This is a genomic window from Pseudoxanthomonas sp. SE1 (genome assembly GCF_029542205.1).
Classification (GTDB): Bacteria; Pseudomonadota; Gammaproteobacteria; order Xanthomonadales; family Xanthomonadaceae; genus Pseudoxanthomonas_A.
The window spans coordinates 2,286,378-2,311,288 of the sequence record NZ_CP113783.1 but is presented as its reverse complement, the minus strand read 5'-3'; the positions used below and the strand labels follow the sequence as shown (position 1 = coordinate 2,311,288).

21 protein-coding genes are annotated in these 24,911 nt (G+C 65.5%); 13 read left to right on the top strand and 8 right to left on the bottom strand.

Annotation, left to right across the window (positions count from 1 at the left end):
- The first annotated feature begins 164 nt into the window (after positions 1-164).
- The 3 genes from OY559_RS10925 to OY559_RS10915 are packed head-to-tail and all read left to right on the top strand — an operon-like array spanning position 165 to position 7,920.
- Entirely contained in the window at positions 165-1,307 is a 1,143-nt protein-coding gene (locus OY559_RS10925) for an efflux RND transporter periplasmic adaptor subunit (RefSeq protein WP_277726298.1), read from the top strand.
- Complete coding sequence (locus OY559_RS10920) at positions 1,304-4,813, top strand: efflux RND transporter permease subunit (protein WP_277726297.1); 3,510 nt, start codon at positions 1,304-1,306, stop codon at positions 4,811-4,813. The genes OY559_RS10925 and OY559_RS10920 overlap by 4 nt, the downstream gene beginning before the upstream one ends.
- Entirely contained in the window at positions 4,810-7,920 is a 3,111-nt protein-coding gene (locus OY559_RS10915; protein ID WP_277726296.1) for an efflux RND transporter permease subunit, read from the top strand. The genes OY559_RS10920 and OY559_RS10915 overlap by 4 nt, the downstream gene beginning before the upstream one ends.
- 58 nt (positions 7,921-7,978) lie before the next feature.
- Here OY559_RS10915 and OY559_RS10910 read toward each other — a convergent pair whose 3' ends face one another.
- The 8 genes from OY559_RS10910 to ykgO all read right to left on the bottom strand — a co-directional run bounded on the left by OY559_RS10910 (position 7,979) and on the right by ykgO (position 14,752).
- Positions 7,979-9,214 carry a TraB/GumN family protein gene (locus OY559_RS10910; RefSeq protein ID WP_277726295.1) on the bottom strand — a complete coding sequence of 412 codons (1,236 nt, stop codon included), beginning with the start codon at positions 9,212-9,214 and terminating at the stop codon, positions 7,979-7,981.
- A gap of 4 nt (positions 9,215-9,218) precedes the next feature.
- Positions 9,219-9,749 carry a GNAT family N-acetyltransferase gene (locus OY559_RS10905; RefSeq protein ID WP_277726294.1) on the bottom strand — a complete coding sequence of 177 codons (531 nt, stop codon included), beginning with the start codon at positions 9,747-9,749 and terminating at the stop codon, positions 9,219-9,221.
- 9 nt (positions 9,750-9,758) lie between these two features.
- Positions 9,759-10,643 carry a carbon-nitrogen hydrolase gene (locus OY559_RS10900; protein ID WP_277726293.1) on the bottom strand — a complete coding sequence of 295 codons (885 nt, stop codon included), beginning with the start codon at positions 10,641-10,643 and terminating at the stop codon, positions 9,759-9,761.
- 83 nt (positions 10,644-10,726) lie between these two features.
- Positions 10,727-12,034, bottom strand: a complete 1,308-nt coding sequence (locus OY559_RS10895) for an NTP/NDP exchange transporter (RefSeq protein ID WP_277726292.1) — start codon at positions 12,032-12,034, stop codon at positions 10,727-10,729.
- Positions 12,035-12,038: 4 nt separating this feature from the next.
- Positions 12,039-13,001: an aldo/keto reductase gene (locus tag OY559_RS10890; RefSeq protein ID WP_277726291.1), complete on the bottom strand. Its 963-nt coding sequence runs from the start codon at positions 12,999-13,001 to the stop codon at positions 12,039-12,041.
- A 126-nt stretch (positions 13,002-13,127) separates the two neighbouring features.
- Positions 13,128-14,159, bottom strand: coding sequence for an agmatine deiminase family protein (locus OY559_RS10885; protein ID WP_277726290.1), 1,032 nt, complete (start codon positions 14,157-14,159; stop codon positions 13,128-13,130).
- 27 nt (positions 14,160-14,186) lie between these two features.
- A complete protein-coding gene (locus OY559_RS10880; RefSeq protein ID WP_277726289.1) occupies positions 14,187-14,516 on the bottom strand; it encodes a hypothetical protein in 330 nt (109 codons plus the stop codon).
- A gap of 110 nt (positions 14,517-14,626) precedes the next feature.
- A complete protein-coding gene (gene ykgO / locus OY559_RS10875; protein ID WP_010342887.1) occupies positions 14,627-14,752 on the bottom strand; it encodes a type B 50S ribosomal protein L36 in 126 nt (41 codons plus the stop codon).
- A gap of 174 nt (positions 14,753-14,926) precedes the next feature.
- Between ykgO and cmk the strand changes: the two genes are divergently transcribed.
- The 10 genes from cmk (at position 14,927) to OY559_RS10825 (ending at position 24,902) form a co-directional block, all read left to right on the top strand.
- The gene (gene cmk / locus OY559_RS10870) at positions 14,927-15,604 is read left to right on the top strand and encodes a (d)CMP kinase (RefSeq protein ID WP_277726288.1); all 678 of its coding nucleotides are present in this window, start codon (positions 14,927-14,929) and stop codon (positions 15,602-15,604) included.
- 155 nt (positions 15,605-15,759) lie between these two features.
- Positions 15,760-17,451 carry a 30S ribosomal protein S1 gene (gene rpsA, locus OY559_RS10865; RefSeq protein ID WP_277726287.1) on the top strand — a complete coding sequence of 564 codons (1,692 nt, stop codon included), beginning with the start codon at positions 15,760-15,762 and terminating at the stop codon, positions 17,449-17,451.
- Between the two features lie 97 nt (positions 17,452-17,548).
- Positions 17,549-17,854: an integration host factor subunit beta gene (locus OY559_RS10860; RefSeq protein WP_277726285.1), complete on the top strand. Its 306-nt coding sequence runs from the start codon at positions 17,549-17,551 to the stop codon at positions 17,852-17,854.
- A 71-nt stretch (positions 17,855-17,925) separates the two neighbouring features.
- Positions 17,926-18,207 carry a LapA family protein gene (locus tag OY559_RS10855; RefSeq protein ID WP_277726284.1) on the top strand — a complete coding sequence of 94 codons (282 nt, stop codon included), beginning with the start codon at positions 17,926-17,928 and terminating at the stop codon, positions 18,205-18,207.
- Positions 18,208-18,210: 3 nt separating this feature from the next.
- Positions 18,211-19,389: a lipopolysaccharide assembly protein LapB gene (gene lapB / locus OY559_RS10850; RefSeq protein WP_277726283.1), complete on the top strand. Its 1,179-nt coding sequence runs from the start codon at positions 18,211-18,213 to the stop codon at positions 19,387-19,389.
- On the top strand, positions 19,389-20,363 hold the full coding sequence (locus OY559_RS10845; protein WP_277729985.1) for an MraY family glycosyltransferase: 975 nt from the start codon (positions 19,389-19,391) through the stop codon (positions 20,361-20,363). Before lapB ends, OY559_RS10845 begins: the two co-directional genes overlap by 1 nt.
- A gap of 18 nt (positions 20,364-20,381) precedes the next feature.
- Complete coding sequence (locus OY559_RS10840) at positions 20,382-22,295, top strand: polysaccharide biosynthesis protein (RefSeq protein ID WP_277726282.1); 1,914 nt, start codon at positions 20,382-20,384, stop codon at positions 22,293-22,295.
- Positions 22,295-23,194 carry a UTP--glucose-1-phosphate uridylyltransferase GalU gene (gene galU, locus OY559_RS10835; RefSeq protein ID WP_277729984.1) on the top strand — a complete coding sequence of 300 codons (900 nt, stop codon included), beginning with the start codon at positions 22,295-22,297 and terminating at the stop codon, positions 23,192-23,194. The genes OY559_RS10840 and galU overlap by 1 nt, the downstream gene beginning before the upstream one ends.
- Positions 23,195-23,253: 59 nt before the next feature.
- Positions 23,254-24,552 carry an NAD(P)/FAD-dependent oxidoreductase gene (locus OY559_RS10830; protein ID WP_277726281.1) on the top strand — a complete coding sequence of 433 codons (1,299 nt, stop codon included), beginning with the start codon at positions 23,254-23,256 and terminating at the stop codon, positions 24,550-24,552.
- Positions 24,553-24,557: 5 nt separating this feature from the next.
- Positions 24,558-24,902, top strand: a complete 345-nt coding sequence (locus tag OY559_RS10825; protein ID WP_277726280.1) for a tRNA-binding protein — start codon at positions 24,558-24,560, stop codon at positions 24,900-24,902.
- Positions 24,903-24,911: the final 9 nt, after the last annotated feature.

Below are 24,911 nucleotides of genomic sequence, written 5' to 3'. Positions count from 1 at the left end.
CGGACATGTGCGACCGTGATGACACGCTTCGTCCAGACGGAAGTGTTATTTCCCGAACACAGGCCCGGACGCAAGTCACCATGACCTTCGGCGCATGGAAGTCGTTCAGGGGTGATATACCTTGATACAACACCACCACAACACCACCACCACGGTACCGCCCCATGTCCCGACCCCGCCACGATTCCGGTCACTCCTACCTGCGCCTGGCGCTGGTACCTGTCCTCTGCAGCCTGCTGGTCCTGTCCGCCTGCAAGGGGGGCGGTCCCACGCCCGAAGCGCAGGCCAAGAACGGTGAGGCCCCCAAGGAGCCTGATGCCGTCCCGGTCGAGGTGGTCAAGGCCAGCCGTCGTCCCGTCGCCGCCAGCTACAGCGGCACGGCCGCGCTGGAAGCGCTGGGTGAGTCCCAGGTGGTCGCCAAGACGTCCGGCGTCGCGCTGGCGGTGATGGTGGAGGAGGGCCAGGTGGTCCGCGCCGGCCAGGCGCTGGTTCGGCTGGACCCGGACCGCCTGCGCCTGCAGGTGGCCCAGGCCGAAGCGCAGATGCGCAAGCTGGAGAACAACTACCGTCGCGCGCAGCAGCTGGTGGGCCAGCAGATGATCAGCGCCAACGACGTCGACCAGATCAAGTACGACCTGGACAACGCCCGCGCCATGTACCGCATGGCCGCGCTTGAGCTGTCCTACACCACGGTGACCGCGCCGATTTCCGGTGTGGTGGCCTCGCGTTCCATCAAGACCGGCAACTTCGTGCAGATCAACACGCCGATCATCCGCATCGTCGACGAATCGCGCCTTGAAGCCACCTTGAACGTGTCCGAACGCGAGCTCTCCAAGTTGAAGGCGGGCCTGCCGGTGGCGCTGGCCGTCGATGCGATGCCGGGCAAGGTGTTCCAGGGCACGGTGGACCGCATTTCGCCGGTGGTCGACTCCGGCAGCGGTACGTTCCGCGTGGTCTGCTCGTTCGGCAGCGACGGTGTGTTGCAGCCCGGCATGTTCGGCCGCATCAGGATCGACTACGACCAGCGTGCCGATGCGCTGGTGGTGCCGCGCGTCGCCCTGCTGGACGACGGCGACCCGGCCGTGTTCGCGGTGCGCGATGGCAAGGCGGTACGCGTGCCGGTCAAGGTCGGCTACGTGGATGGCGAGTGGATCGAGGTGCGCGAAGGCCTGAAGCCTGGCGACCAGGTGGTGACCGCCGGCAAGGTGGCGCTGCGTGAAGGCAGCGCAGTGCAGGTGATCGGCGCCGAGCCCGCCAAGGTGGCGGCCAAGGCCGAGGACGCCAAGACTGCCGGAACCAAGCAATGAGCGCGCCCGGCCACGTTCCCGGGGAGCACGAACCCCGCGCGACGGCTGGCGACGGCAGCATGGGCGGAGGGCTGGTCGAGTTCTCCACCCGCCGCCGCGTCACCGTGGCGATGTTCTGGATCACGATGTTCCTGTTCGGCGTGATCGCGCTGTTCTCGCTGAAGGTCAACCTGCTGCCCGACCTGAGCTATCCCACGTTGACCGTGCGCACCGAGTACACCGGCGCCGCGCCTTCCGAAATCGAAACCCTCATCAGCGAGCCGGTGGAAGAAGCCGTCGGCGTGGTGAAGAACCTGCGCAAGCTGAAGTCCGTGTCGCGTACCGGCCAGAGCGACGTGGTGCTGGAGTTCGCGTGGGGCACGGACATGGACCAGGCCAGCCTGGAAGTCCGCGACAAGATGGAAGTGCTGCAGCTGCCGCTGGAAGCGAAGGCGCCGGTGCTGTTGCGCTTCAATCCATCGACCGAGCCGATACTGCGCCTGGCCCTGGCCAACAAGCAGGAGCCGAAGAACGATGCGGACGGCGTACGCCTGCTCACCGAGCTGCGCCGTTATGCGGACGACGATCTGAAGAAGAAGCTTGAACCCGTCGACGGCGTGGCGGCGGTCAAGGTCGGCGGTGGTCTCGAGGACGAGATCCAGGTCGACATCGACCAGCAGAAACTCGCCCAGCTGAACCTGCCGATCGATACCGTCATCCAGCGCCTGCAGCAGGAGAACATCAACATCTCCGGCGGTCGCCTGGAAGAAGGTTCGCAGCGCTACCTGGTGCGCACCGTCAACCAGTTCGCCACGGTCAACGAAATCCGCGAAATGCTGGTCACCACCCAGAGTGGTGGCGACAACGCCGCGGCATCGGCGGCTGCGCAGATGGCCGCCATCGCGGCTTCGACCGGCTCAGCCGAAGCGATGGCGGCGGCCGCCTCCGTGCAGAGTGCATCGTCCGGTGGCAGTTCGGCGGTGGCCGGTGGCATGCCGGTCCGCCTGAAGGACGTCGCCGACGTGCGCCAGGGCTTCAAGGAACGCGAGGCGATCATTCGCCTGGGCGGCCGCGAAGCCGTCGAACTGGCGATCTACAAGGAAGGCGACGCCAATACGGTGGCGACGGCGCAGGCGCTGAAGGCCAAGCTGGAACAGATCAAGAACCAGACCCCGCCCGATGTCGAGCTGACCGTCATCGACGACCAGTCGCTGTTCATCGAACACGCGATCTGGGACGTGCAGAAGGACGCCATGATCGGTGGCGTGCTGGCGATCCTGATCATCTTCCTGTTCCTGCGCGATGGCTGGAGCACGTTCGTGATCAGCCTGTCGCTGCCGGTATCGATCATCACCACGTTCTTCTTCATGGGCGAGCTGGACCTGAGCCTCAACGTGATGTCGCTGGGCGGCCTGGCGCTGGCGACAGGCCTTGTGGTCGACGACTCGATCGTGGTGCTGGAGAGCATCGCCAAGGCGCGCGAGCGTGGCCTGGGCATCCTCGAAGCCGCGATGGTCGGCACCCGCGAAGTGAGCATGGCGGTGGTCGCGTCCACGCTGACCACGATCGCCGTATTCCTGCCACTGGTGTTCGTGCAGGGCATCGCCGGCCAGCTGTTCCGCGACCAGGCATTGACGGTGGCGATCGCCATCGGCATTTCGCTGGTGGTGTCGATGACGCTGATCCCGATGCTGAGTTCGTTGAAGGGGCGCCCTCCGCTGGCGTTCCCGGACGAACCGGCACATCCGCAGTGGCGCCCCGATTCGCGCTGGCAGAAACCGCTGGCGGCCACCGGCCGTGGCGTGGGCGCTGCGGTCCGGGGCTTCTTCTTCGGCATCGCATGGCTGGTGGTCCGTGCCTGGCGTGGGCTGGCCGCCGTGGTCGGCCCGGTCATGCGCAAGTTCAGCGACCTGGCGATGGCGCCTTACAACCGTGCCGAAGCCGGCTACATGCGCCTGCTGCCCGCGTCGCTGCGCCGTCCCTGGCTGGTGCTGGGCTTCGCCGCCGCCGCGTTCGTCGGCGCGATGCTGCTGGTGCCGTTGCTGGGCGCGGACCTGATCCCGCAGCTGGCGCAGGACCGCTTCGAGATGACGGTCAAGCTGCCGCCGGGCACGCCGCTGGCGCGCACCGATGCACTGGTCCGTGAGCTGCAGCTGAAGCACGCCAAGGACGAGGGCATCCATGCCCTGTATGGCGTGAGCGGCAGCGGCACGCGTCTTGATGCCAACCCCACCGAGAGCGGCGAGAACATCGGCAAGCTGACGGTGGTCATGGCCGGTGGCGGCAGCGAAGAAGTGGAAAGCCGCGAAACCGAGGCCCTGCGCGCGTCGATGAAGGACCATCCCGGTGCCCAGGTCGATTTCAGCCGTCCGGAGCTGCTCAGCTTCTCGGCGCCGCTGGAAGTCGAACTGCGCGGCCAGGATCTGGCCGGCATCGAACAGGCAGGCCAGAAGCTGGCGGCGATGCTGCGTGCCAATCCGCACTACGCCGACGTCAAGTCGACGGTGGAGCAGGGCTTCCCGGAAATCCAGATCCGCTTCGACCAGGAACGCGCCGGTGCGCTGGGCCTGACCACGCGCCAGATCGCCGACGTGGTGGTCAAGAAGGTGCGCGGCGAAGTGGCCACGCGCTACAGCTTCCGCGACCGCAAGATCGACGTGCTGGTGCGTGCCCGCGAAACCGATCGCGCGTCGTTGGAAAGCATCCGCCAGCTGATCGTCAATCCGGGCAGCGCCCGACCGGTGACGCTGTCGGCCGTGGCCGATGTCGTCGCCACGACCGGTCCCAGCGAAATCCACCGCGCCGACCAGGTGCGCGTGGCCATCGTCTCGGCCAACCTGCGCGACATCGATCTGGGCGGCGCGGTGCAGGAAGTGCAGAACATGGTGTCCGAGAACCCGCTGGGCGCCGGCGTCGGCATGCACATCGGCGGCCAGGGCGAAGAACTGGCCGAATCGGTCAACTCGCTGATGTTCGCGTTCGGCCTGGCGATCTTCCTGGTCTACCTGGTGATGGCGTCGCAGTTCGAATCGCTGCTGCATCCGTTCGTCATCCTGTTCACCATTCCGCTGGCGCTGGTGGGTGCCGTGGGCGCGCTGTTCCTGACCGGTTCGGCGGTGTCGGTGGTGGTGTTCATCGGCCTGATCCTGCTGGTGGGCCTGGTGACCAAGAACGCCATCATCCTGATCGACAAGGTCAACCAGTTGCGCGAGGCCGGCGTGGCCAAGCGCGAGGCGCTGGTCGAGGGTGCGCGTTCGCGACTGCGGCCGATCATCATGACGACCTTGTGCACGCTGTTCGGCTTCCTGCCGCTGGCGATCGCGATGGGTGAGGGTGCCGAAGTGCGCTCGCCGATGGCGATCACCGTGATCGGTGGCCTGCTGATCTCGACCCTGCTGACCCTGCTGGTGATCCCGGTCGTCTACGACCTGCTGGACCGCCGCGCCGATGACTACTACCTCGAACGCGGTCGCCGCGCTCGCAAGGGCGCAGCATTGCCGCCGGTCGGGGAGGGCGAACCCGCATGAGCGTCGCCGAGTTCAGCATCAAGCGGCCCGTGACGGCGGTGATGTTCTTCATCTCGCTGTTCGTGATCGGCCTTATCGCGGCCATCCGGCTTCCACTGGAGGCCTTTCCCGAGGTCTCGCCGCCCTTCATCTTCGTGTCGCTGCCGTATACGGGCTCGACACCGGAAGAAGTGGAGCGCACGGTGCTGCGACCGGCCGAGGAAGCGCTGTCGACGATGGCCGGCATCAAGCGAATGGAATCCAACGCCAAGGCCGACGGCGCGCAGATCTTCATCCAGTTCTCGGACTGGGACCGCGACGTGGCCATCGCCGCGTCCGAGGCGCGCGAGCGTCTGGACGCGATCCGCGACGACCTGCCGGACGACCTGCAGCGCTATTTCGTCTTCAAGTTCTCGACCACCGATCAGCCGGTGCTGCGGGTGCGCCTGGCCAGCAAGACCGACCTGACCGGCGCGTACGACATGATCGAACGCGAGTTCAAGCGTCGCATCGAGCGCATCCCGGGCGTGGCCCGCGTGGACGTGTCGGGCGCGCCGCCGAACGAAGTGGAGATCGCGATCAACCAGGATCGCCTGACCGCGCACAACCTGAGCCTCAACGATCTGACGACGCGGCTGCAGGCGGTCAACTTCTCCATTTCGGCCGGTGTGATCAGCGACGGGCCGCAGCGCCTGCGCGTGCAGCCCGTCGGCGAGCTGACCGACCTGCAGCAGCTACGCGACCTGATCGTCGGTGCGGGCAGCGTGCGGCTCGGCGACATCGCCGACGTGCGCCTGAAGCCGGCCAGGATGGACTACGGTCGCCGTCTGGACGGCCAACCAGCCGTCGGCCTGGACATCTTCAAGGAACGCAACGCCAACCTGGTGGAGGTGTCCAGCAACGCGCTGGCCGAGGTCGAATCGATCCGCGCCCAGCCGGAGATGAGCGACATCCAGGTCAAGATCATCGAGAACCAGGGCGACAACGTCACTTCGTCGCTGCTCGAACTGGCGGAAGCCGGCGCGATCGGCCTGGTGCTGTCCATCGTGGTGCTGTGGTTCTTCCTGCGCCACTGGCCTTCGGTGTCTATGGTGACGCTGGCGATCCCGATCTGCTTCGTGATGACGCTGGGCTTCATGTACTTCGCTGGCGTGACGCTCAACATCCTGTCGATGATGGGCCTGCTGCTGGCCATCGGCATGCTGGTCGACAACGCCGTGGTCGTGGTCGAGAGCATCTACCAGGAACGCGAGAAGTACCCGGACAACCCCACCTGGGCTTCGATCGTCGGCACCCGCCACGTGGCGATCGCGCTGTCGGCGGGCACGCTGTGCCACTGCATCGTGTTCGTGCCCAACCTGTTCGGCGAACGCAACTTCCTGAGCATCTACCTGGGCCAGATCGCGATCACCATCTCGGTGTCGCTGCTGGCCTCGTGGCTGGTCGCGGTCAGCCTGATCCCGATGATTTCGGCGCGGTTGAAGACACCGCCCCAGGTGCGCAGCGAGACCGGCATCATCCCGCGCATGCAGAAGCGCTACGCGGGGTTCCTGCGTTGGACGCTGGAACACCGTGGCTGGAGCGTGCTGGGCATCCTGCTGATCATCGTGGTCAGCTTCGTGCCCATGAAGATGACGAAGTTCGACATGTTCGGCAACGACGGCGGTGGCGAAGCGGAGCTGTATTACCAGTGGAAGGGCGCCTACACCAAGGAGCAGATGTCGGCCGAGATCCTCAAGGTCGAGCAGTTCCTGGACGCCAACCGCAAGAAGTACCGCATCAGCCAGATCTACTCGTACTTCAGCGAGCAGGGTTGGGGCGGAACCCAGGTCAAGTTCGACACCGAAAAGGCCAGCGAGACCAAGCCGATCGTCGAACAGCTGCGCAAGGACCTGCCGAAATCGGCCCGCGCCAACATCGGCATCGGCGGCGACGGCGGCAACCAGGGCGGCGGTGGCCAGCCCGGCCAGAGTGTGTCGTTCCAACTGGTCGGCGATTCGACCCAGACCCTGGCGGAGATCGCGGACGACCTGATTCCGATCCTGGCCAAGCGCAAGGAACTGCGTGACGTGCGCGTGGATGTCGGCGACCAGAACAGCGAGTTGAACGTGCGTGTCGATCGCGAGCGCGCCGCGGCCTTCGGCTTCACTTCCCAGCAGGTGGCCAGCTTCGTGGGCCTGGCCCTGCGTGGTGCGCCGCTGCGCGAGTTCCGCCGTGGCGAGACCGAGGTGCCGGTGTGGGTGCGTTTCGCGGGTGCCGAAGACTACGGCACCGAAGACCTGGCTGGTTTCATGGTGCGTTCGCCGGATGGCCGCACGGTACCGCTGTTGAGCCTGGTCGACGTGGGCATCACGCCGTCGGCCACGCAGATCCAGCGCACCAATCGCCAGACGACGTTGACCGTGCAGGCCAACCTGGCAGAGAAGGTCACCGTGCCGGATGCGCGCAAGGCGATGGAAGAAGCGCTGGAGGGCATGTCGTTCCCCGCGGGCTACAGCTATTCGTTCGATGGCAGCGCCTTCCAGGAAGACGACGAGGCGATGGGGCAGATGATGTTCAACCTGCTGATCGCACTGGTGATGATCTACATCGTCATGGCGGCGGTGTTCGAGTCGCTGCTGTTCCCGGCGGCCATCATGAGCGGCGTGCTGTTCTCGGTGTTCGGCGTGTTCTGGCTGTTCGCGCTCACCGGCACCACGTTCGGCATCATGTCCTTCATCGGCATCCTGGTGCTGATGGGCGTGGTGGTGAACAACGGCATCGTGATGGTCGAGCACATCAACAACCTGCGACGGCGCGGCATGTCGCGCACGGACGCACTGGTGGAAGGCAGCCGTGAACGTTTGCGGCCCATCCTGATGACGATGGGCACGGCGATCCTGGCGATGGTCCCCATCGCGATGGCGAACACCCAGATGGCGGGCGACGGCCCGGCCTATGCGCCGATGGCACGCGCCATCGCCGGTGGCCTGGCGTTCTCGACTGTGGTCAGCCTGCTGTTCCTGCCCACGATCTACGCGATCCTGGACGACATGCGCAGTGGCACCTCGCGTGCGATCGGCCGGGCCAAGCAGCGTCGTGGCGATACATCTGCGGCGGCAACCGTGGCCGCCCTGCACGTGGAGTGAAGAAAGCGGAAAGCGAAGAGCCGGGCATTGCCCGGCTCTCTTTTTCCTCAAGTCCAGCTCAGCCGACCAGTTTGCCGAGCATCCTCAGTCCCCCGGTCCACACGCCGATGGCAGTGCCCAGGCTGGTGAGGAAGAAGTTCAGCAGGACGCGCGCCACGCGGTTCTTCCACCAGCCGCGCATCGTCTGGACATCGTCGCGCAATGCCATGAAGTCGGCATACGTGGGCTTGCGCAACGTCGCTTCCACGAAGGCGCTGACGGTACCCGACGCAAGCGCGGGATGCAGCGGCGTGAGCGGCGATGAAATGAAGGCCGCGAGAATGCTGAGAGGATGCCCGCCCGCGATCGCGCAGCCGATGGCGCCCAGCACACCGGTGGCCAGTACCCACTGCAGCAACAGGTCCGAGCCGACGTCCACGCCGCCCTGCCAGAACCCCCAGGCGAATCCGCCCACGAGGAACACACCGATCACCAGTTCCATCCACGGCACGCGCGACTTGGGCTTGACGAGTTCGAGCGCGCGTCGAAGCTCGGCCGGGTCGGCGGTATCGTCCTTCAGGTGGCGGGTCAGGCCGGGCAGATGCCCCGCGCCGACCACGGCGAGCACGCGGTACGGCGACGTGGCGCCGGTCGGCTTGCCGGCGGCAACCTGGCGCAGTGCCGATGCCATGTACTGGTCGCGCTCGGCGATGATCGCCTGGTACAGCTGCGGGCTTTCGGCCGCGAACTCGCCGAAGCTCGATTCCATCATGTCGCCCTGCTTGAGCTTCTCGATTTCGTCGTCCCCGACTTCTTCGTCACCGAACATGCTGGCGAGGATGCCGGCGCCCACCTTGGTGCGCTGCCACCAGCCCAGCGATTGCAGCGCGCGCTTGAAGGTCAGACCCACTTCGCGATCGATCAGGTGCACGGGCAGGCCGCGTGCCTGCGCATCCAGCGCGCCGGCTTTCAGCTCCTCGCCGGGCTCGACACCGAGTTGTTCGGCCAGGCGGCGCTGGTAGGCGGCCAGCGCCAGGTTGGCGGCGAACAGGTGCGTCTTGCCTTCGCGGATCACCTTCACCAGGTCGAGTCGCGCGAGCGTGTCGGGATCGGTCAGCGACTGCAGGCGGCCCGGGTCCAGCTCCACCGCCACGCTGTCGTAGTCGCCACTGGCCACGGCCGCTCGCACGGCATCGACGCTGGCGCGCGAGACGTGGGCGGTGCCGAGCAGGGTGTAGCGCACGCCATCCCGCTCGACGATCTCGTGGGGTTGTCCGTGCAAGGGATCGGCGGGAGGGGTGTTTGATTCGGTCATCGTGTCATTCGTCTTGCGGGGGCGCGGTGGTGCCGGCGCCGAGGGTGCGCTGCATCTGCACGGTGTCCAGCCAGCGGTCGTGCTTCCAGGCGATGCCGCGGAAGACGCCGACCAGCGTGAAACCGAACTTCTCGTGCAGCCGGATGGAGGCGGTGTTGGTGGGTTCGCCGATCACGGCGATCATCTGGCGATAGCCGCGCGCCTCGCAGGCGTCGATCAGCGCCTGCATCAACGCCGCCCCGATGCCCTTGCCCTGCCGGCCGGGGACCACGTAGACCGAGTTCTCCACGGTCTTGCGGTAGCCCGCGCGTGCCCGGTAGCTGCCGGCGTAGGCGTAACCGACGAAGTCTCCGTCGAACTCCGCCACCAGATACGGATAGCCGGCGTCGAGTACGGCCTGCATGCGGTGCGCCATTTCGGCCTCGTCCGGCACGTCGTACTCGTAGGTGTTGACGTGGTCGCGGACTTCATCCGCGTAGAGGGAGGCGATGGCCGGCACATCGGCCGGCGTGGCTTCACGGACGATCAGCGGCACGCGTGGGTCTCAGTCGATGTAGCGCTTGAGCAGGTCGCCGTATGCGTCGATGCGGCGGTCGCGCAGGAACGGCCAGATGCGACGGACATGCTCGCTGCGCTGCAGGTCGATGTCCGCCATCAGGATGGTTTCCTCGGTGCCGGCTTCGGCGATGAACTCACCCTGCGGACCCAGCACGTGGCTGTTGCCCCAGAACTGGATGCCCGAGGCGCCGATGGGCGAAGGTTCGTGGCCGACGCGGTTGCAGCTCAGCACCGGCAGGCCATTGGCCACGGCGTGGCCGCGGTGGCTCAATACCCAGGCATCGCGCTGCCGGTTCTTCTCGGCCTGTTCGTCGTCCGGATCCCAACCGATCGCGGTCGGGTAGAGCAGCAGGTGCGCACCGGCGAGCGCCATCAGGCGCGCGGCCTCCGGATACCACTGGTCCCAGCACACCAGCACGCCGAGGCGGCCGACGGACGTATCGATGGGCATGAAGCCCATGTCGCCCGGGGTGAAATAGAACTTCTCGTAGAACCCAGGATCGTCCGGGATGTGCATCTTGCGGTACTTGCCCGCGATGCTGCCGTCCTTTTCGTAGACGACGGCGGTGTTGTGGTACAGCCCGGCGGCGCGGCGCTCGAACAGCGACGACACCAGAACCACGCCATGCTGCTTCGCCAACTTGCCCAGGCGCTCGGTGCTGGGACCGGGGACCGGTTCGGCCAGGTCGAATTCATGCACGGATTCGTGCTGGCAGAAGTAGGCACCGTTGTGCAGTTCCTGCAGCAGCACCAGCTTCGCGCCCTGCTTGGCGGCCTCGGCCACGCGCGCTTCGATCACCGACAGGTTGGCATCGGCATCGCCGTGGTTCTTTTCCTGGATCAGGGCAACGGGCAGGGTGGTGCGGCTCATCGTGCGGGCAGGGGCGGAAGGGGAGGGGCGCATGGTACCGCGTCCACCGTGACGGCAGGCGTCCGGGGAGTGAACGCGCGGGCTCAGGAGGCGCCGTGCGTCGCCTCCATCCGCTTCTGTCGTCTGCCCAGCGTCACGCCGGTGATCGCCCACACTGCCGCCACGCCGGCGCCGATGAACATCGCGGCCGCAGGGTGCTCCGCCAGCACGTCCAGCGCCCGCTTGACCCAGCCGCTGAGTGCGTCGCCGCCGCGGTAGACCACCGTGTCGACGAAGTTCTTCGCCTTGTACTTCTGCTCTGCGGGCACCACGGTATAGAGCATCTCGCGACCCGGGCGCACGAAGGCATACTCGCCCGCGCGCCGCACCACCATCACCACCACGAAGACCGCGAACATCGGGGCCAGCGCCAGCCACAGGAAACCGGCGGCGACGACCACGGGCACCGCGACCAGCAGCACGCCGACGCCCAGCTTCTGCGCGATGCGGCCGGTGATGAACAACTGGCTGAGGATGGCCAATGCCTGTACGGCAGTGTCGATGAGGCCGAAGACTTGCGTCTGCTCCTCCTTGTCGGCAAAGCGTTCGGCGACCAGCTTGGCCTGTTCGAAATACAGGAAGGTCGTCACCGTCGCCAGCAGCAGCACGAAGAAGGCGATGCCCAGCAGGTAGGGCGAACGGAACACCGCTGTCGCGCCCGCGAAGGGATTGCCACCGAGCGGCCGTTGCCGCTGTTCGGCCGAACTCGTGCCCGCGGGCAGTGGATGGCGGTCGCGCCAGCGATGCAGCCAAGACGCGGTGGCGGCGCTGGCGCCGATCAGCACGGCCGAGAGCACCATCAGGCCGCCGTGCCCCAACGGCTTGACCAGCAGCGTGGTCAGCAGCGGACCCGCCAGGCCGCCCAGGCTGGCGCCTGCGGCGATCAGCGCGAACAGGCGCTTGGCCTCGTGGCTTTCCATCACGTCGGCCAGCACGCTCCAGGCCAGCGAGATCATCAGCAGGTTGATGACCGACACCCAGATGTAGAACGTGCGTGCCAGCCAGACATCATCCGGCCGTGCCAGCATCGCCGCACCGTAGCCGATCAGGCTGGCCACCACCACGCCGAACACCCATGGCACGATGCGCCGGCGAGGGACCTTCGACGCGATCCATCCGTACAGCGGCAGCACGATCAGCGTAGCGACGAAGGTGCCGGTGAACAGCCACTGCAGATTGTCGACGCCACCGGTGACACCCATCGTTTCGCGGATCGGGCGGAGCATGAAATAGCCCGCGAACAGCAGGAAGAACATCGCCAGTCCGGCGCCGACCACCGGCGCTTCGTGGTGGCGGACATTGAACAGGTGGCCAAGCCAGCCGGCCATGCCGGACGAAGGGGGTGACGACATCGGCTCAGGCCACCGCGGCGATCAGGGCGTCGCGCTGTGCCGGCGTCAGGTCCGGACCCGAGCCGGCTTTCAGGTTGTCGCTCTGGCGATCGGGCTTGCCCGTGGCCGGGATGACGGCAGTGACCGCGGAATGGCTGAGGGCGAACTTCAGGAAGGCCTGCGCCCACGACGAAACGCCGGCTTCCGACAACGCGGGTGGCAATGGCGTGTCCTTGACCTGCGCGAACAGCTTGCCGTCTTCGAAGGCGCGATTGATCAGCACCGCCACGCCCAGGTCCCGTGCCAGCGGCAATACACGCTTCTCCGCTCCGCGGCTGACGACGGAATAGTTGATCTGCAGGAAGTCGGGCTTCTCCGCCTGCACGACATCGGCGAGTTGTTCCTGCGCCCGTTCGACGTAATGCGTCACGCCGACGTACTTCACCTTGCCCTGCGCCTTCAATTCGCGCGCAACCGCCATCTGGGTCTTCAGGTCGCCCAGGTTGTGGACCTGCAGCAGCGCCACCTTGTCGGTCTTCAGCCTGCGCAGCGTGTCTTCGAACTGGGCCATGCCGGCCTCGCGCCCGGTCACGCCGGACAGTTTGGTGGCCAACCAGGCCTTGCTGGTGAGTCCCTGTTCCGCCAACAGCGCGCCCATGACGTCTTCGGCGACGCTGTAGGTGGGTGCCGTATCGATGAGTGTGGCGCCCGCGGCAAAGAACCGCTTCAGCACTTCACGCAAGGGGTCGAGTTCGGCCGCGCTCTGGCCGACTTCGAAACTGCCGGACGTGCCCATGCCGATGACGGGGACCCGCTCGCCGGTCGACGGGATGATGCGGGTGTTCAATGCGCCCGGCGCGGCGACGGGGGATGGAGCAGCCGGTGATGCGCCAACCCCGCCCGCCTGCGCTGCGTCACGGCAGGCGGCCAGGCCGAGACCGGCCGTGGCCAGCGCAGCGGTCGTCAGGAACTTGCGTCGTGAATACACGGCCGTCTCCTCGATCAATGGGAAACGGTGGTTATCCGGGATCGTGTGAGGCGAGATGTAAACGAAGCGTTCAATCTGCGCCCAACTGATGTCACGGTGCCATGAGCCGTGGCGCCGATGACGGATTCAGCCAAGCAGCCCCGCCGGCAATTGCATGGTGATGCAGTGCAGGCTGCCGTTCTGCCAGATCAGCGCGCGGCAGGGTACTTGCACGATCTCGCGATCCGGGTAGGCCTGTGCCAGCACCGCGGCCGCCTGGCCGTCGGCGGGGTCGCCGTAGGCGGGCATCAGTACGGCGCCGTTGATGATCAGGTAGTTCGCGTAGGACGCCGCCAATCGGCGGCCGTTGTCGATCACCGGCTGCGCCCATGGCAACGGGAACGCGCGGTACGGTCGCCCATCGGCCGTCCGCAGTGCCGCGATGTCGGCGGCCATGGCCTGCAATTCGGTGTAGTGGACGTCCGAGGCGTCGTCGCACGCCTGGTAGACGATGGCGTCGCCGGGCGCGAAGCGGGCGAGGGTATCGATATGGGCGTCGGTGTCGTCGCCTTCCAGATAGCCATGGTCCAGCCACAGCACGCGCCCCTGCTTCAACCAGTGCGCCAGCTTGTCGGTCAGGTCTTCGCGCGAGGCGTCGGGGTGTCGTTCGTGCAGGCACTGCCACGTGGTCAGCAGAGTGCCCGTTCCATCGGTCTCAATGGCGCCACCTTCCAAAGCAAAATCAATACTTTGGACGAAGTAGTTGTGAAACAACTGCATGCCGGAGAGCTCGCCGACCAGGCGGTCATCGCGGGTGGCTTCGTACTTGCCGCCCCAGCCAGTGAAGCGGAAGTCCAGCAGTTTGAACCGGTCGCCATCACGCAGGGTGATCGGTCCGGAATCCCGCAGCCACGTATCGTCGTATTCCGCCGGGACGAAGCGCACGCGTTCCATGTCCACCCGTGCCGAGCGCAGTCTCGCTTCCGCGTAGATCTGCAGATCGTCGTCGGCGACGCAGATCACCACAGGCTGGAAGCGGGTGATGGCGGCCACCAGGGCGACATAGGTTTCCTCGACATCGGCGAGGCGGTCGGCCCAATCGGTCTCGGCGTGCGGCCAAGCGATCAGGACCGCGGACTGGGGTTCCCACTCCGCGGGGAAGCGATAGGCATCGGTCATGGGATTGCGGGGCGCGAAAGTCGCCGGTCAGCGGATAGGGGGCTTGGGGCCGATCTCTTCGGCGGTGGCCTTGTTCAGCACCACGTCGATGACACGGCTCTTCTCGAAGTAGACGGTGAAGCCGGGATAGACCCAGCGCTGGATCACCGGCCATTGCCGCTTCTGGCCGCCACGCGGCTCGAGCTTCTGTTGCGGGGCGCCGAAGCGGGCTTCGACGTCGGCTGCCGTCTGTCCGCGCACCGGGGCCGCCGACGCAGGCGTTTCCTGGGCGCGCTCTATCAACAGGGTGTCGGCGGAAGCCGGGCCGGCAAGGCCGAGCAGGGCGATCAAAGGAAGTGCGAGGGCGCGACGGCTCATGGTGGGATTCCCCTGGATGATCTGCCTTTTATAACAAATGCAGGACAACAAAAAACCGCCCGAAGGCGGTTTTCAACGCATTGCCGGCTTGGGGCCGGCAGTGCCGTTCCTCAGCGCTGGCGCGCCTTGAAACGCGGGTTGGACTTGCAGATCACGAAGACCTTGCCGCGACGGCGGACCACCTTGCAGTCGCGGTGACGGGCCTTCGCCGACTTCAGGGAGGACAGGACCTTCATGAGATGAACCTCGGCGTAAAAGAGTATGGGGTGGAACGAAGCCGGCTATTCTAACGGCAATTCCGTTGGCATATCAAGCGGTTGCACTACGCCCCGCGTGAGCGTGCCGCCGAAGGTGTCCCGGGCGGCGACAGCCGACATCATAATGCCGCCCAAAACCCCTCAGGAGACCCCATGTCCGACACCTCGCCCGTCCTGACCATCGATGGCCCCTCCGGGGCAGGCAAGGGTACGGTGAGCCGGCTAGTGGCCGGTCGACTCGGCTGGCATTACCTCGATTCCGGCGCCCTGTATCGTGCGGTTGGCGTGGCGGCAAGCTGGGCCGACCTGGATGTATCCGATCCCGCAGCCCTGGTCCGGTGCGCGTTCGATACCCGTGTCAGCTTCCGCGAAACGGAGCAGGGGCTGCGGGTCATCGTGGACGACCTTGACGCGACGGACGAACTGCGTCTGGAGACCACCGGCGCCCTCGCGTCCGCCATCGCCGCCATCCCCGAAGTGCGATCCGCATTGAAGGAGCGCCAACGGGCTTTTCGCCGGCCGCCGGGACTGGTGGCGGACGGGCGGGACATGGGGACCGTCATCTTTCCGGACGCCCCCTACAAGGTGTTCCTGACCGCCAGTGCCGACGAACGGGCGGAAAGACGCTATAAGCAGTTGAAAGACAAAGGGGTTTCCGTCACAATCGACGGTCTGCTGCGCGAGATCCTCGCCCGCGACGCCCGTGACGCCCAGCGTACGGTGGCGCCCCTGCGGCCGGCCGAAGACGCCGTCCTCATCGACACCACCGGCCTTGGCATCGATGCCGTCGTCGAACGCGTACTGGCTTTGGTGCCGGCGCGCGCGGACTAGGTTCCCGCCCAGCAGAAGGTCCGCCCGGAATCCTCCGAGCGGTTCAACAACCACAACACTCACGGCCACACGCAATCCCGCGCCGGCCGACAACGGGTGGATCGTGGTGCATCTCCAGGTGCGCCCGGTCTGTGTCATCAACCGAGTATTTTTCAATGACCGAATCATTTGCCGAACTGTTTGAACAGAGCCAGACCCATCTGGCCAAGCTGAAGCCGGGCGCCATCGTCACCGGCGTCGTCGTGGAAGTCCGCAACGACGTGGTGGTGATCAACGCCGGCCTGAAGTCCGAAGGCATCGTGCCGATCGAACAGTTCCGGAACGACGCCGGTGAAATCGACGTGGGCGTGGGCGACGAAGTCAAGGTCGCACTCGATTCCCTCGAGAACGGCTTCGGCGAGACCGTGCTCTCGCGCGAGAAGGCCAAGCGCGCCATGGTGTGGGACGAGCTGGAAGAAGCGCTGGAGAAGAACGAAACCATCACCGGCCGCATCAGCGGCAAGGTCAAGGGTGGTTTCACCGTCGACATCAAGGACGTCCGCGCATTCCTGCCGGGTTCGCTGGTCGATGTGCGCCCCGTGCGCGATCCCGGCTACCTGGAAGGCAAGGAGCTGGAGTTCAAGCTCATCAAGCTGGACCGCAAGCGCAACAATGTCGTCGTCTCCCGCCGCGCGGTGGTCGAGAGCGAGCATTCGGAAGAGCGCGAGCAGCTGATGGACAAGCTGCAGGAAGGCGTGGTGCTGAAGGGTGTGGTCAAGAACCTCACCGATTACGGCGCGTTCGTCGACCTGGGCGGCATCGACGGCCTGCTGCACATCACCGACATGGCCTGGAAGCGCGTACGCCATCCGTCCGAAGTCGTGGAAGTCGGCCAGGAGCTGGACGTCCGCGTGCTGAAGTACGACCGTGAGCGCAACCGCGTCTCGCTGGGCCTGAAGCAGCTGGGCGAGGATCCGTGGGACAACATCGCCCGCCGCTACCCGGCCAACAGCCGCGTGTTCGGCAAGGTCTCCAACGTCACCGATTACGGCGCTTTCGTCGAGATCGAGCCGGGCGTCGAAGGCCTGGTGCACGTCTCCGAGATGGACTGGACCAACAAGAACGTCAACCCGTCCAAGGTCGTGCAGGTCGGCGACGAAGTTGAAGTGATGGTGTTGGACGTGGACGAAGAGCGTCGCCGCATCTCGCTGGGCATGAAGCAGGTTGCCGCCAATCCGTGGGAAACCTTCGCTGCCACCCACAAGAAGAACGACAAGGTGTCCGGCCAGATCAAGTCGATCACCGACTTCGGCATCTTCATCGGCCTGGACGGCGGCATCGACGGCCTGATCCACCTGTCCGACATCAGCTGGAACACCACCGGCGAAGACATCGTGCGCAACTTCAAGAAGGGCGACACGCTGGAAGCCGTGGTGCTGGCGGTCGATCCGGAGCGCGAGCGCATCAGCCTGGGCGTGAAGCAGCTGGAGCAGGATCCGTTCGGCCAGTACATGGCGACCCACCCGAAGGGCTCGAAGGTCGAAGGCACAGTGAAGGAAGTGGACGCCAAGGGCGCCATGGTCGAACTGGCCGATGGCATCGAAGGCTACGTGATGGCACGCGACATCAGCTACGACCGCGTGGACGACGCCAGCCAGCACCTGAAGGTGGGCGACAAGGTCGAAGCCAAGTTCATCGGCATGGACCGCAAGGGCCGCACGCTGCAGCTGTCGATCAAGGCCAAGGACGAAGCCGAAACCGCCGAAGCGTTGGCCGAGTACAACAAGTCCGCTGCCGAAGCTTCCACCGGCACCACCAGCCTGGGCGCGCTGCTGCGTGCGCAGTTGGATGGCGGCAAGTCCGAGTAAGCGGCTCGCGCCGTTGCAGTATTGCTAGCAGTACCGTTCCCCGCCGGCCCGGAGTACCCGGGCCGGCGCGGGTTCATCCGTCCGAATTCCGCATGCGATGACCAAATCCGAACTCATCGAGATCCTCAGCCGCCGCCAGCCGCACCTCAAGGCCGAGGACGTGGACCTGGCCGTCAAGGCATTGCTGGAGATGATGGGCGGCGCCCTCGCGCAGGGTGACCGTATCGAGATCCGCGGATTCGGCAGTTTTTCGCTGCATTACCGTCCGCCCAGGATGGGCCGCAATCCGAAGACCGGCGATTCGGTCGCGTTGCCGGCCAAGCACGTTCCCCACTTCAAGCCGGGCAAGGAGCTGCGCGAACGCGTCAGCGACGTGACGCCCATCGAAGAGGCCGGGGAGTAGCCTCTCGTCGGGCGCGTGTCGTTCCGTGCCGACTCCGTTAAGCTAGGCGCCGTCCTGCAAGGAGTCGCCCGATGAACATGTTCCGCCTGGTCGTTGCACTGCTGTTCCTGGCCTACGGACTCATCATCGGCGTGTTGAACACGCAGCCGATAACGCTGAAGCTGCTCTTCACCGAGTTCCAGACCTCGTCCGGCGTCGGCATCATGCTGTCCCTGTTGCTGGGTGTGGTGATCGGCGGCCTGATCGTGGTGGCCACGCTGGTGTGGCCGCTCTACGCGAAACTGCGCAAGGCGAATCGCGCGCAGGCCCCGTCATCCAACGGAGGCTCCTCGACCTTCGATGGTGGCGTCTGACCCATGGCCTTCCTCACCGAGTGGTTCTGGTTTTTCCTGTTCCTGCCGCTGGCGGCATTGAGCGGGTGGATCATCGGTCGTCGTGGCGGCCAACGTCACGGCGACACGCAGGTCAGCCGGCTGTCGAGCACCTATTTCCGTGGCCTGAACTATCTGCTCAATGAGCAGCCGGACAAGGCGATCGAGCTGTTCCTCCATATCGCGGAACTCGACAAGGAAACCTTCGAAACGCAGGTCGCCCTGGGCCACCTGTTCCGCCGTCGTGGCGAGGTGGATCGCGCCATCCGTCTGCACCAGGGGCTCGTGCAACGGGCCGACCTGAGTGATGCGCAGCGCGTACAAGCCTTGCTGGCGCTTGGCGAGGACTACATGCGTTCCGGACTGCTGGATCGCGCGGAGACCGTGTTCACCGATCTGGCGCGCATCGATCAACGTGCTCCGCAGGCGCTCAAGCACCTCATCGGCATCTACCAGGCCGAGCGCGACTGGGAGAAAGCGATCGACAACGCGCGACGCTATGAAGAGGTCACGGCTGAACCGATGGGCAAGCTGATCGCCCAGTTCGAATGCGAACTGGCCGAACGGCACCGGACAGCGAACAGCGTCGATGCCGCGCGCGCAGCAGTGGCGCGTGCCTACCAGGCCGACGCGGGCAGCGTACGTGCCGGCATCATCGAAGGTCGCATCGAGTCTGATGCCGGCAATTCCGAAGCTGCGATTCGTGCGTTCGAACGCGCGGCCCGGCATGACCCCGACTACCTTCCCGAGGTCTTGCCCAGCCTCCTCGCAGGCTACGACCAGGTGGGTGATCTGTCCGGCGCCCGGGCCTTCCTGTCGGAGATGTGCGAGCACTACCGCGGGATCGCACCGGTGCTGGCGTTGACGCGCCTGGTCGAACGGCAGGATGGGGTCGCTGCTGCAAGGGCCTACCTGGCACGTCAGCTCAAGGATCGGCCATCGGTGCGTGGCGAGGCGGCACTGATCGACCTGACGCTGGCCGAGGGGGCAGACCCATCTGCCACGCTGCATGATCTCAAGCACATCACCGATCAGCTGCTGGTGCGGAATCCCAGCTATCGGTGCACGCGTTGCGGCTTCGGCGCCCGGACACACCATTGGCAATGCCCGAGCTGCAAGGAGTGGGGCACGATCAAGCCGTTGTTGAACTACGCGGTGGTCTGATGCCGAGTATGCCTGTCTGGCTGTTGCTGCTGACGGCAGGCACCGCCGTGGGGACTTGGCTGGCGCGCCGATACGCGTTGCGCGGCGACCTTCTCGATCAGCCCGGTGAACGGCGCAGCCATGACGTCGCCACGCCACGCGGTGGCGGCATCGCGATCGTCGCACTCCTGGTCGCGGCCGGCCTTTATCTGGCATTGGGTCCAGGGGCGATGGACCTGTTGTGGTGGGCATTCCTGCCGGGGCTGTTGATCGTGGCCGGAGTAGGGTGGTGGGACGACCATCGGCCGTTGTCGCCCTGGTTGCGGCTCGTGGTCCAGGCCGTGGCGGCACTCACCTTGGCCGCCGGAGCCGCGGGGCAAAGTGGCCAACTGCTACCGGCTGTCCTGGCCTTCGGTACGGCGATGGTGCTGGTCAACGTCTGGAACTTCATGGATGGCATCAACGGGCTGGCGACCAGTCAGGCTGCATTGGCGGCGCTGGCCTATGCCGGTCTGTTGGTGGGTGGGTGGCACTGGCTTGCCTTGGCGTTGCTCGCGGCATGTCTCGGCTTCCTACCCTTCAACTTCCCCAAGGCCCGGATCTTCCTGGGAGATGTGGGCAGTGGTGCCTTGGGCTACGCGTTGGCCGGGCTTGCCACCGCCGCCTACCTTGCACTGCCAGCGGCGAGCGCCCCCCTGTTGCTGTTGCCGCTATGTGCATTTCTCGTCGACGCAGGCTTCACGTTGCTGGGGCGCATGCTCCGTGGCGAACGCTGGTGGACACCTCATGTGGGCCATCTTTATCAGATGGGGGCGCGTCGATTCGGGCACGCTGCAATAACCGTGATTTACATGGTGTTCTGCGGCGTTACCTTATTGTTAATCTATGGGGTACCCCAAGCGAGGGTAGCAACTACTTTAGGCGCGGTCATCGCAGTCTATGGGTGTGGCGGGGCGCTGTGGGTTTTAGTGCGCCGAGGATGGCGTGGCGGGTAGCACCTGGAGACGGATCTGATGGAATCATGGCGGGATCGATTTAGCGGGTTTATGCCACGCCTTCTCGTGGCGGCCCACGATCTGACGATGGTATGGCTCTGCTGGCAGGTACTGCATCGCCTTCGCTATGCGATGCTGGCCCATGCACCGGCGTTTCCCTTATGGTCTAACGAGATCGCCATCGTGCTTCTGGCACAGGGCGCCGTGTTCTGGTGGATGGGGCTGTACCGCGGCCTCTGGCGCTTCGCCAGTCTTCCGGATCTCTGGAATATCGTGAAGGCGTGCGCCTTGGGCTTCCTTGGCGTCGTGCTGGGACTGTTCTTCTACAACCGATTCGGCTCCACGCCGCGTGCGGTACTGGGCTTTTATCCGTTCGCTCTGGTTGGCTTCCTTGGTTTGCCTCGGCTCGCTTATCGGGCCTGGAAGGACAGTCAGGTCAACCGCAGCAACGAGAGCGCATCGCGGGTCCTGATCCTGGGCGCTGGGCGGGCAGGGGAAGCCCTGGTCAGGGAACTTCGGCGGACTGGCGTATACCAGCCGGTCGCGTTCCTTGACGACGCGTCGCGACTGCATGGATCAAAGCTGCAGGGCATTCCCGTTCTTGGCGGGTTGGAGAACGCTGCAGCAGTCGCGCGGGAGACGGCGGCCCGGATGCTGGTCATTGCCATGCCGTCCCTGGATGCGCCCGCCATGCAGCGCGTGGTGGCGATCTGCGAGAGCACCGGATTGCCATTCCGCATGGTCCCGCGGCTGGTCAATGTGCTCGAGGGACAATCCATGCCGGGCGACCTGAAGGAGGTCGCGATCGAGGACCTGCTTGGTCGGAAATCGGTCACCCCGGACTGGAAGCTCATACGGGGCTGGTTGGGGGGGCGGACCGTGATGGTGACCGGCGCGGGCGGGTCCATCGGTTCGGAGCTCTGTCGGCAATGCGCACGTCATGGTGCCCAGCGGATCGCACTGGTTGAAATCGACGAACTGGCGCTCATCACGATCCAGGGCGACCTTCGGCGGGCGTTCCCGGATCTGGAGGTGCTTCCCATACTCGGCAACTGCGGAGATGCGGCCGTCATTGAGCACGCGTTGAAGATTGCGGAGCCTGATGCCGTATTCCATGCCGCGGCTTACAAGCAGGTGCCCTTGCTGGAAGGACATCTGCGCGAAGCCGTCGGCAACAACGTGCTGGCCACCGAGACGGTGGCGCGAGCCTGCCGCGAAGCCGGTGTCGCGACCTTCGTCCTGATCTCCACGGACAAGGCCGTGGATCCCGTCAACGTGCTTGGTGCGACCAAGCGTCTTGCGGAGATGGCCTGCCAGGCACTTGATGATGCGCGATCCGGAACGCGATACGTCACAGTGCGCTTCGGCAACGTCCTTGATTCCGCGGGTAGCGTGGTACCCCTGTTCAGGGAGCAGATCCGCAAAGGTGGTCCGGTCACCGTCACCGATCCGGACGTGACGCGCTATTTCATGACCATTCCCGAAGCGTGCCAGTTGATCCTGCAGGCCGCTTCAGGCGCAGCGCATGCCTCCATCTACACGTTGGACATGGGCGATCCAGTGCCGATCCGCCTGCTGGCTGAGCAGATGATCCGGTTGGCAGGCAGGCAACCCGGGCGCGATATCGCCATCGTCTACACCGGTCTTCGCCCCGGGGAGAAGCTGCACGAAACGCTTTTCCACGCGGATGAGCGCTACCAGCCCACCTCTCACTCGAAGATCATGAAAGCGCTTGCGCGCGAGGTGGCGCCCGAGTTCATCGAGTTGGCTCTGCAGCGCATGCGGGCAGCCCATGCCCGGTACGATACGAACGAGTTGGGAGAGGTGTTGCGGATCGCGGTTCCCGAGTTCGCACCGTTGTCAAACGAACAGGACGATTCTTCGGCTAACATCGTGGTATTCCCTGGCCGCGATGCCCGCAGGACCCGATGATCCCCGCCAGAATCCGCAAAGCCGTTTTTCCCGTCGCCGGTCTAGGCACCCGCTTCCTGCCCGCTACCAAAACGGTGCCCAAGGAAATGCTGCCGATCATCGATCGGCCATTGATCCAGTACGCCGTGGATGAAGCAGTCGAGGCCGGCTGCGACACGTTGATTTTCGTTACCAACCGCTACAAGCATGCGGTTGCCGACTACTTCGACAAGGCCTATGAGCTCGAGCAGAAGTTGGAGCGCGCGGGCAAGCACGAGCAACTCGAACTCGTACGGAATGTGTTGCCCAGCCACGTGCGCGCCGTCTTCGTGACCCAGGCCGAAGCACTGGGCCTGGGCCATGCCGTGCTGTGCGCCAAGCCCATCGTGGGCAACGAACCCTTCGCGGTCCTGCTGCCCGACGATCTGATCTGGAACCGTGGGCCCGGTGCGCTGAAGCAGATGGCTGATGCCGCCGAAACGACAGGCGCCAGCATGATCGCGGTGCAGGATGTCCCTCATGAGCAGACGGGCAGTTACGGCATCGTCGCTACCGACGCTTTCACCGGCCGAGAAGGGCGCATCCGTGCCATCGTGGAGAAACCGAAACCAGAGGTTGCGCCCAGCAATCTGGCGGTCGTTGGCCGCTATGTGCTCGATTCGCGCATCTTCTCCCTGCTGGAGAACACGGTGCCGGGCGCCGGCGGCGAGATCCAGCTGACGGATGCCATCGCGGCGCTGCTGTCGGAAAAACCAGTGCATGCCTATCGCTTCAAGGGCACACGCTTCGACTGCGGTACCCACATCGGCCTCATCGAAGCGACCATCCGTTACGCACTCGACCACGAGAAGCTCAGTGATGCCGCCCGCATCATGATGCAGGACGCGTTGAACGAGCTGGGCGTGCAGGAACTCGAATAGGTTTCCGCATACCGAAGCCCTGATCAGACCCACCGGTCCCGCACCATTCGATGGATGCCATGTCTGCCGCCGACATATCCGGATCTGGCTACTATCTCGATACCGCTGGCCCGGCGCCGGCATCGCCTGTACTGCAGGGGAGCGTCGAAGCATCGGTCTGCATCATCGGCGGCGGATTTGCCGGACTCAATACCGCGCTGGGGCTGTCCGAGCGGGGCGTTCGGGATGTCGTGGTGCTCGAGGCGGAGGCCGCCGGTTACGGTGCCTCGGGACGCAATGGTGGCTTCGTGTTTGGTGGATTCTCCCGGGGCGAGGACGCGCTCCTGCGCGAGCTGGGCGCCCGACGCGCCAGGGCGCTTTACGACGGCACGACGGATGCTGTCGAACTGATCCGGCAACGCATCGCACGCCATGCCATCGCCTGCGACGACACGCATGCGGGGATCATCTGGGCGAACTGGTTCAAGGACGCGGGGGTGCTGCGGAGCCGTCAGCGCCTGCTGGCGGATCACTACGGTCAGGACTGGCGATGGATGCCTCAGGAAACGTTGCGAAGCTACATCCGGACACATCGGTACCACGACGCCCTGTTCGAGCCCGACGCCTTCCACTTCCATCCACTGAAGTACGCGCGCGGCATTGCACGCGTGGCACAGGAACAGGGCGTCTCGCTGTACGCGCGATCGCCGGCGACAGCGCTGGTCCGGGACGGTGCGGGTTGGCGGGTGGTCACGCCACAGGGGCAGGTCAGGGCGCGCCATGTGGTGCTGGCCTGCGGGGGCTATCTTGCGGGCCTGCACCGCCGTGTCGATGCGGGCGTGTTGCCCATCGCCACCTACGTGATGGTGACCGAACCGCTGCATGCGCGGGTGCAGGGCGCGCTCACGACGCAGGCCGCGGTCTACGACACGCGGTTCGCGTTCGACTACTACCGTCCGCTACCCGACACGCGGTTGTTGTGGGGAGGACGCATCTCCGTGCTCGACCGGTCTGCCGGAGCGGTCCGGAGGCTGCTGTATCGCGACATGGTGAAGGTGTTTCCCCAGCTCGAAGGCGTCCGCATCGACTACGCGTGGTCGGGGCTCATGAGTTATGCCCGCCACCAGATGCCGCAGGTGGGACGCGTGGAGGACGGACTATGGCTTGCGCAGGCGTTCGGGGGACATGGCGTGGCGCCCACCACGTTCGCCGGGGAGATCCTCGCCAGTGCCATCGCCCATGACGACCCACGCTGGCGCGAATTTTCGGACTATGGCCTGGTGTCGGCCTTGAAGCCGGCGGGCTTCGTGGGCGCGCAGTTGGGCTACTGGTGGGCGGAGTTCAGGGATGCGTGGAAAGACCGGATGGAACAGAGGTGACCGACATGACGCAATCGCAGGACATCATCGGATGGGCCGACTTCGAACGGGTCGCTTTGTGCGCGGGTACCGTGATGAAGGTCGAGGCGTTCCCCCAGGCGCGCAAACCGGCGTGGAAGCTCTGGGTGGACTTCGGGCCGCACGGCATCAGGAAGACCAGCGCGCAGATCGTCACGCTCTATGCCGCGGAGGATCTGGTCGGGCGGCAGATCGTCGGTGTCATCAATTTTCCTCCGAAGCAGATCGCGGGGTTTGTGTCGGAGTTCCTGCTGACCGGCTTCCACACCGATGCCGGCGTGGTGATCACCACGGTGGAGCGGCCGGTGCCGAATGGTGCGCGGATGGCGTGAGCAAAGGCA